The organism is Clostridioides sp. ES-S-0006-03 (genome assembly GCF_020662275.1).
GTDB lineage: Bacteria > Bacillota > Clostridia > Peptostreptococcales > Peptostreptococcaceae > Clostridioides.
In genome coordinates this window covers 45,136-51,135 of record NZ_JADGMM010000021.1, presented here as the reverse complement: position 1 = coordinate 51,135, position 6,000 = coordinate 45,136, and the positions used below count along the sequence as shown (strand labels likewise).

The window sequence follows — 6,000 nt, the reverse complement described above, 5'->3', positions numbered from 1 at the left end:
TTTTTCATTTTCATTTAATAAAATCTGATTTTCTAATTCTTGTATTCTCTTTTGTTCTTCTGTTAATTCTCTTTTTATCTCTTTTATGATTGGTACATTATTAACTACATCTATCTTTTCTATATAAAAATTATCAGCTATTGATTTAAAAGGAATGTCAATATAATCTAGTTTTGTTATAATTTTTCTTGGTATAATATCGCCTTCCATCTCTCCAAAGATTGCAATTATTTCTCCGTCTTGGTCAAAGATTATTCTTCTTCCTATTTCCATTTTTAGTCCTCCTTTTTTATTCGTACTTTATAGCAAACCAACTAACGGCTACATATATACCAGTATCACTTAAATAAATTGGCGTTCTAAAACCATTTGTAAAAAATCCAGCACTGGTAGAATTAGAATAAGTATCTGTGTCAAATATGCGATTTTGAAATCTAGCAATATTTTGTCTAATACTAGGTCTGTACTGTTCATCAATGCATAGTATTAGATTAGGCATTAAATTCATCGTAGAGTCAAAAGCAATAGTTGTGTAGTTGCTATAGCTATCTTTTGTAGTCATAAAAACTAAATTAGGTCTAAAAGATAACGAATTAATCTCAAGAGAGACACGCTTTACTGAATCTTCCGTTTGACCATATGGCAAGACATAACTTGACCCCATAGAAATATAATTATTTTCACTCTTTGCTGTTTTTATTATATTTTTTATGCTTGACACTTTATCTATTAAATTTTGCATACTTTCAGTTTTATTTGCAGAAACATTTTTATTTGTCAAATTTGTTGCAAAAGTGTTTTTTAATGTTTCTATTTTTGTTTTAGTTGAACTTAGTTTATCTGTCCCAGCAAAAGGGCTTCCTAATGTACTTGCCACATTATTTTTTCCTATCTGTAAGTCATTTTTTATACTTTCAAATGCTATCATAAGTTCACTTAAACTAGAATTTTCAGTTAATTTTTCTGTCATATCTTCACCTCACTTATATCATATCTATTAGATTATTTGCTATTGTAATTCCTTTAGCTCTTTGCCCATTTACTTCTGTATTTAATGAGTTTTGATTTGTTGCTAATTCTTTTAGTGCTCCTTCAACATTGTTACTTGTAAATAGATTATCTATATCTTTTATAGTTGCTCTTTCTGCTGTTATCTGGATGCTATCTAAACTAGCTTTTATCTCATTTACTGCATTTACAAGATTACTTTTGTTAGTTGTTGTTAAAGATGCTTTATCTCCTAAGTTAGTTACTACTTCATTTATAGCCCTTACTGTATTGCTTTTGTTTACTGTACTAAGAGTAGTTGTATCTCCTATTTTATTATTAATCTCTGTCTTAGCAGTTTCTATGTTGCTTGTTAACTCTGTTTTAGTTGTATCTATTTTAGTGTCTAACTCTTGTATATCTTTTAAAGTTGCCAGCACAACCGTTGGGTCTATTTTTAAGTTTATACTTGCTGTATTAGACACAGCTAATATAATTTTAATTAATATTTCTTTTACTGTTCCAGAATCCGGAGCAGGTTTATAAGTTTCGGGATAACTAGATACTGCCAAAAGTTGGTCTTTAGAGTCAAATACCCCTACCTCTCTAATTGTAAAGCTTCCAGTATCTCCAGTTATAGTTTTTTGGATAACTACCCAATTAGGATTTTTTTCGTCTGCTTGAACATGTTCTAATGTGCTTTCCCACACCACATTTTTAAGTACTGTCTGAGTTTCCGTTGGAATATATGCACTTCCACCACCATCCCCAGCTTTTATTTTTGCAAAATCAACTCTAGTCCCGAGTACTGTAGCATTTGCTATAGCCGCCTTACCTATTTCTGTAAGTAATGTATAATATTGTGCTTGTGCCAATTATATCACCTCCTGTTTAGGGTATAATGTTACCCTTTCAGCACTTTTATTGTTTCCACTAGCTAGTATTATTTCTCCAAAACATTCTATATTTTTAGGAGTATAAGGGTAGATTGTAACTGTTTCTCCTGTACTAGCCATTGCTCCTGTATAAAGCCCATTTTTATTAAATAGTATTCTCTCAAATTTGTGTTCAAGATGTGCAGGTTTTATTTCTTCTATTTTCTTATCTAATTCTAAAATAGTGTTATAACTGCAATTATTTGTTATAAAACTAAGTGTAAAACTAAATAGATTACTGAACACTTCTACATCAACATTAGTCTTTGTATAAGCCTCTCCTATCGCTTTTATAACTTCTATTGTAGTTGTACCCTTAGCACGCATTTTCGCTTTTATATTACTTCTTCTATCTTCTATACTTAAATCATATCTATTTTTAATAGATAAAATATTTTCCCAGTAATCAAGCCCCCAAGTGGCTGTATCAACAAAGAACTGGTCGAATGTATCGTCATAAGTTTCTCTAAGTGTTTCTAGTTCTATATCATAAGCATTTTGTATTTTGCTCGTAATAGAATTGTTATAAAATTGAGGCAGCTTATCGATTAACTTCATTAAACCACCTCACTAAATTCTAAGGTTGTAACGCTTGGGACTTTGTCTTCTTCAAAACTTATATTTTCAGCTTTATTATTTAAAAGTAAATTACTAAAGTCATGTAGACCTTCCGTACTTGCAAGTATTGCACTTACTTTGGTGTAAATTATTTCTTTATTAACATTTATTAAATAGCTATTAATGCTTTCTAAGAAACTTTCTTTTACAAAATCTATTGTGTATCCTGCTTCTAATTTTATAGTTGCACTTATGCTTATATTAAGTGGCGAAGGTGTTGTGACTGTTAGTGTACATCCTATTGGCATTTCTGCTTCGATATGTTCTCTACATTTAGTTATTATTTCTTCTTCAACAGCTTGATTATTTTGACCAAATAATAAAACCTTAACTGTCCCTGCTCCATCCCATCTTGGATATACTTTTGCATTATATACACCATCAACCTCTAAAGCCCATTCCTCATAGTGTACTTTATTTCCACTTGTAGCTTGGTTTTTCTGTATTTTATAGAATCTTTCTTTTAATTCTTCGTCTGTTTCTATTTCTGTGCCACCTTTAAAATCTGCATTATTATAAATTTTAGTTATACCGTTTATTTCGTCTTGTAGCTTAAATTCTGTGTTTGCAGGTATATTATATCTAATTCCAATTTCTAAAGCCTGTATGGGGCTTGTATTTCGTTCGATTTCCGAACTAATTTCTATATCTTTAATTACCACGAATAATAGCTCATTGTAAGATATAATAGTTCCATTTTGAACAACTGTCCCGACTTTTCCCTCGAACATCACTTCTCCTGTCGCTTCTGTTCCTAGTTTTCTATACACTCCAAATTCATTTACTCTCTTATCTAAAAAATCATCGAAGTTATCTTCTATAAAAGCTTTCTTATGAAGATATGAAAGTTCTATATAGAATTTTGCTAATTCACTATTAACAGGAGATACCATATCACTTAAAAAAGAACCCTCGCCTTTATAGATATTTAAATCTATGTTGGATAGAGTTCTGTTTTTAACAACATCATATGTTTGACTACTATACATTAACTTCCACCTCCCCATAAATTGTATTTATAGTTATGTCTACACTTAATAAATCATCTGTAAATTTTGTATTTGCAACATTAACATCTAGTATATATGGATTAACTAATAAAGCCTCTTTTATATACCTACTAGCTTCACTTTCTGTAAGTCCTTTGCTGTATTTTTGACCTATTAATTTAGATAGCTCTGTTCCATACCCCCAACTATAAATTTCATGCTCATACCTATTTGTTTTAATACACTTGTACACCCACACCTTTATAGCTTCATTTCCTTCAATAATCTTAAAATCTCCATTTTTAATTATTGGTTCATCTTTTTCAAAGTTCCAAGCTACCTCTCTAAATAATTTTAATTCTTCTGTTTTTGGTATTTCATAATCTGCTGGTACTCCTATAAAAGGAAATATTGTACTCATTATAAGCTCACCAACTTACTTACAACAGCAAATTTATCACCTATTTTAAACATTATCACCATATCATCAAGTTCAAATTTATCAATAAATGGATTTTTAACTTCATGCTTGTGTTCTTGACTTGTTTCTGTGTTAAATGTTTCTATCTGTCTGTCAAGAATCCAACTATCTATTAAAATATCTTCTTTTTCTAATACAATTCTATTTGTCTCTATTTTTAAATCTGGTAATTTACTTTTAATTTTTCCAATAAAAAAAGAAGGTTCATTGTAATGTTTCCCTTCCTCTCTTATTATTCCTATAAATTCATTTATTGGATTAGCCACTATATCACCATCCTTATAATACTCTCCTTGCCGTATTAAAATCTTTTCTAGCACTTAACTTACTTATTTTAACCACATCACCTTTTTGTGGGGCGTGTAGATACTCTCCATTGCCTATATATAAACCAACATGACTAACTGGATTATGGAAAAATACTAAGTCTCCTGCCTGTAAATTATTTTTCTCTACTTTCTTGCCTTTAGTTGCTTGCTGACTTGAAGTCCTTGGCAGATTAACATTAACTTTCTTAAAGCAATATACCATCAATCCCGAACAGTCAAAATTACTAGGTCCATTTCCACCCCATTTATAAGGTTTACCTAGATGTTTTTTTGCTTCTGATATTACTATTTTAGCTTTATCAGATACATTTGTATATCCAGTTCCATCACCTATGATTATCGTTCCTTTTCTTCTTCCAAAGTTATAACATTCTTCTTTACTAGACATTAATATATCTATTTTATATACTCCATTAACTACTTTTATAGCTCCTCCACGGTCTGTAACTGTATATGTCTTGTTATCTATATTAGTTCCAGTTCCTTTTACTTGAATTTTTGTCTTAAATTTAAGTTGTGGAGGTGCAGCACAAGTATTATTTGAAGGTACGAGCTTTTTATTGTCCATGGCTTGGTAGTAGCCGCCTTCCATTTGATTATTAGATGGATAATAAGCTGTAAATTCTGCTTTTACTTCTTTCCCATTTAGAGTTCCTTCACCAGTTAAATCAGAACTTTCCTCTTTTTGTTCATCTTGCCCTGCTGTCTTTTCATCCATGATATTCTGAAAATTCAAATCTAAATCTATCTCATAATTTCCGTTACTGTCCCAGTTGTGTTTATCTGTATCTATATAAAATAACCCAACTAAACCAGTATAAGAATCTTTTACCTTTACACCTCTACCAGTTATACAACTTGCATCACCATACCCTTTTAAATTGCAAGTCTGCTCTATTCCTTTAAACTCACTTTCTATATCTGTTGTACTATTTTCTTGTTGTTGTATAACTTTTTGCATGATTACTCCAACATCTTTGAAAATCTCGTCGTTGACCTTTTCACTTATTTTATTGCCATACTGGTCTACAACTAATACCTTGTTTTTTACATTTTCCATACTCTCTGAGAAGCTTGTATTTATAAGATTTGAACCTTCTTCAAACATAACATTTAATGTAACAGTTCCTTTTTCAATGATATTAAATTTATCTACATTAGACTCTATCATATACTTTTTTTTAGTTGTCTTACTAGCTTCTGTATATGCACTCATTATAGTATCATAGCCAGTTACACCAATAAACATCTTAGTATATTTGACATTAGTCTTAGGTATGTTCCCTATTGCAAGTTTATTGTCATTAAAAACTTGTTTTGCAATGTCTTCAACTAACTTATCTTTAAAATTGTATGATACCTCGCTTTGAGTAAGTAAAAATCCCATGTCTTTTGATGTAAAGCTAATACTATTATTGTTAGAATCTTTAGACCTATTAATTATCATTCCTCGATAGATTTCCTTATCATCTACATAAAAACAAACCGTACTAGCTATAGGTATATCTATCTGTCTAAAATTAATATCAGAAGCTGACTGTACTATAGAAAATTCTAGTGTCCTTGATGGGGACTTATAGTCACCTGACCATGTAACTTTTTCTACTATATCGGTTATGTTGTATATAGCTCCATTTTTTATATGGACCTGTAATTTTATA

8 protein-coding genes are annotated in these 6,000 nt (G+C 30.4%); all 8 read right to left on the bottom strand.

Features of this window, described 5'->3' with window-relative positions:
- A partial coding sequence (locus tag IR151_RS19160) for a hypothetical protein (RefSeq protein WP_227437453.1) occupies positions 1–273 on the bottom strand: 273 nt, incomplete at its 3' end.
- Positions 274–289: 16 nt separating this feature from the next.
- Positions 290–970 (bottom strand): hypothetical protein, encoded by a 681-nt coding sequence (locus IR151_RS19155; RefSeq protein WP_227437451.1) that lies wholly within the window; start codon positions 968–970, stop codon positions 290–292.
- Positions 971–983: 13 nt separating this feature from the next.
- Entirely contained in the window at positions 984–1,862 is an 879-nt protein-coding gene (locus tag IR151_RS19150) for a phage tail protein (protein ID WP_227437449.1), read from the bottom strand.
- Entirely contained in the window at positions 1,863–2,480 is a 618-nt protein-coding gene (locus IR151_RS19145) for a putative phage tail protein (RefSeq protein WP_227437447.1), read from the bottom strand. It abuts the gene before it with no gap.
- On the bottom strand, positions 2,480–3,529 hold the full coding sequence (locus tag IR151_RS19140; protein ID WP_227437445.1) for a baseplate J/gp47 family protein: 1,050 nt from the start codon (positions 3,527–3,529) through the stop codon (positions 2,480–2,482). Before IR151_RS19140 ends, IR151_RS19145 begins: the two co-directional genes overlap by 1 nt.
- On the bottom strand, positions 3,522–3,950 hold the full coding sequence (locus tag IR151_RS19135; protein ID WP_227437443.1) for a DUF2634 domain-containing protein: 429 nt from the start codon (positions 3,948–3,950) through the stop codon (positions 3,522–3,524). Before IR151_RS19135 ends, IR151_RS19140 begins: the two co-directional genes overlap by 8 nt.
- Positions 3,950–4,276, bottom strand: a complete 327-nt coding sequence (locus IR151_RS19130) for a DUF2577 family protein (RefSeq protein WP_227437442.1) — start codon at positions 4,274–4,276, stop codon at positions 3,950–3,952. Before IR151_RS19130 ends, IR151_RS19135 begins: the two co-directional genes overlap by 1 nt.
- Positions 4,277–4,289: 13 nt before the next feature.
- Positions 4,290–5,786, bottom strand: coding sequence for an NlpC/P60 family protein (locus IR151_RS19125; RefSeq protein ID WP_413927375.1), 1,497 nt, complete (start codon positions 5,784–5,786; stop codon positions 4,290–4,292).
- Between the last annotated feature and the right edge of the window lie 214 nt (positions 5,787–6,000).